Source organism: Pseudoalteromonas sp. PSi26, from assembly GCF_054960575.1.
In genome coordinates, this window is the sequence record NZ_JBHNYT010000033.1 from 1 (window position 1) to 1,669 (window position 1,669).

Annotated in this window: 3 protein-coding genes; all 3 read left to right on the plus strand. The window is 34.1% G+C overall.

Annotated elements, in window-relative coordinates; genetic code table 11:
* Positions 1–473, plus strand: a 473-nt coding sequence (locus ACFI34_RS18685; RefSeq protein WP_462674584.1) for a hypothetical protein, incomplete at its 5' end; no start/stop codon positions are given.
* 109 nt (positions 474–582) lie between these two features.
* On the plus strand, positions 583–1,134 hold the full coding sequence (locus ACFI34_RS18690) for a hypothetical protein (protein ID WP_462674585.1): 552 nt from the start codon (positions 583–585) through the stop codon (positions 1,132–1,134).
* Positions 1,135–1,236: 102 nt separating this feature from the next.
* On the plus strand, positions 1,237–1,638 hold the full coding sequence (locus ACFI34_RS18695) for a hypothetical protein (RefSeq protein ID WP_462674586.1): 402 nt from the start codon (positions 1,237–1,239) through the stop codon (positions 1,636–1,638).
* Positions 1,639–1,669: the final 31 nt, after the last annotated feature.

Below are 1,669 nucleotides of genomic sequence, written 5' to 3' on the forward strand. Positions count from 1 at the left end.
AACTCTTTGAGGCATCGATGTTGAAGTCAGTAGATAAAATAGTAATTGCAGATCAGATGCTAGAAGCATCTATTGAGGAGTTTCTTGACAATAAACGTTTTTTTTCATCAATAAATCTAGCCGGTGTCGCTGAAGAGATTTATGGCAAGTATGTTAGAACAACTGGTCAGCGAGATGTGCAACATGATTTAGTTGGAGATGCTATCAATATGTCTGTTGCACAAGGCGGTCCTAAATTTGAATTTAAGGAAATGAAGAAAGTAGCTAATCACGATAAAAATGCAATTAAGCATTTTGATTCTTCTAATGACCGTTACATTGAAATTGATGAAGAAAATGAAGCACGGTTAGCTATATCAACAGCAATTGAGAATCACACAAGAGCAGGTAGGCCACATCTTGCTGTTATAGATAGGTTTTGCGAGTTTGCGACTGAATATGTTGCCCAGAAAATAGCGTCAGGCGAGTTATAACAAGCTGTTTAAAGTGGACAAAATTATGTTGGCTTGATTTCGCTCCGCTTCACATTTTAGCCAACATAATTTTGCCCATTAACAGGGCGTTATATTAGCAAAGGAAGTCATGCGTAAATTTTTAGCAATTGTTACTCTAATATTGATTCAGGGATGTATTGCCTATCCTGGAACATATTACTATCCACAATCTAAAAACGGTAAAGTGATTACTACTGGGCATTGTGGTGACAACACACCTTCAAAATTAGTTTTACTAGACGACGATGTAAAAGTGACAACTCAGGCTGCAGACGTACTAATAAATTACGATCAAACATGGATTTGGTTTGAGGCGATTTCTGATAAGAAATTTAAAATATCCGCTATTCCTAATAACATCTCATTTAACGCCGGTGACAAAGTAATTACACCCCATGAAATTAAATATTTTTATAGGGTTTCTGACGAAAAGTGGTTTAGTTATGATTATAACTCACTATCAGAGCTACCTTCTGATGTTGTAGAGACTACAAATTTAAGAATTACTTTCATGTTTAAAAAGCAGGAAAGTATTGAGTTTAGAATTAGAGATTTAAAAATTAACAATGCTACTGGTCAAAATGTTAATGTCAATTTTAAAGCAACAGAAGCTATTAGGGTTTCTGCGCTAAATTGCTAATATAACAAGCAAATTAATTGGACTAAAAACAGCGGGCTGTTCGCTTCGCTCCATTTTAGCCCATTATTTGGGCGTTATGTGTTTAGGGATAGTCTAATCGTTATGCGTAATCTATTAATTTTTGTAGCATCAATTTTTTTATTGCTTGGCTGTAATGATGCTCAGCAACAGCCTGAGGTTATGATAATTTCTGCAGATGGAAATTATACTCATAATGTCCTTTATAAATCGATTGAAGTTTTGTCACCCAAAGGAGAGGTTAATGGTAATACTTTTTCTTTTAGTGGTACTTTAAATAATAAAGGTATAATCCAAGTGGGCGAATTAAAACTGGTAATTGATTTTTACAATGAAAATCATATGGCTTTCTATCAGTGTATGCATAATATGGATAAACCAATCGAAGCAAATAGCACTTTGATATTTGAAGGTATATGCGAAGGTTTATCTAAAGAGTTTGTTGATTCATATAAAGAATTTAGAATAGTTGTAAGTAAGCAGTAAACAAATAACAAGAGACTATGGCGTCAATAGC

Coding starts and splice junctions, on each gene's coding strand:
- ACFI34_RS18690 (WP_462674585.1), top strand. CDS start 583: ATGCGTAAATTTTTAGCAATTGTTACTCTAATATTGATTCAGGGATGT.
- ACFI34_RS18695 (WP_462674586.1), top strand. CDS start 1,237: ATGCGTAATCTATTAATTTTTGTAGCATCAATTTTTTTATTGCTTGGC.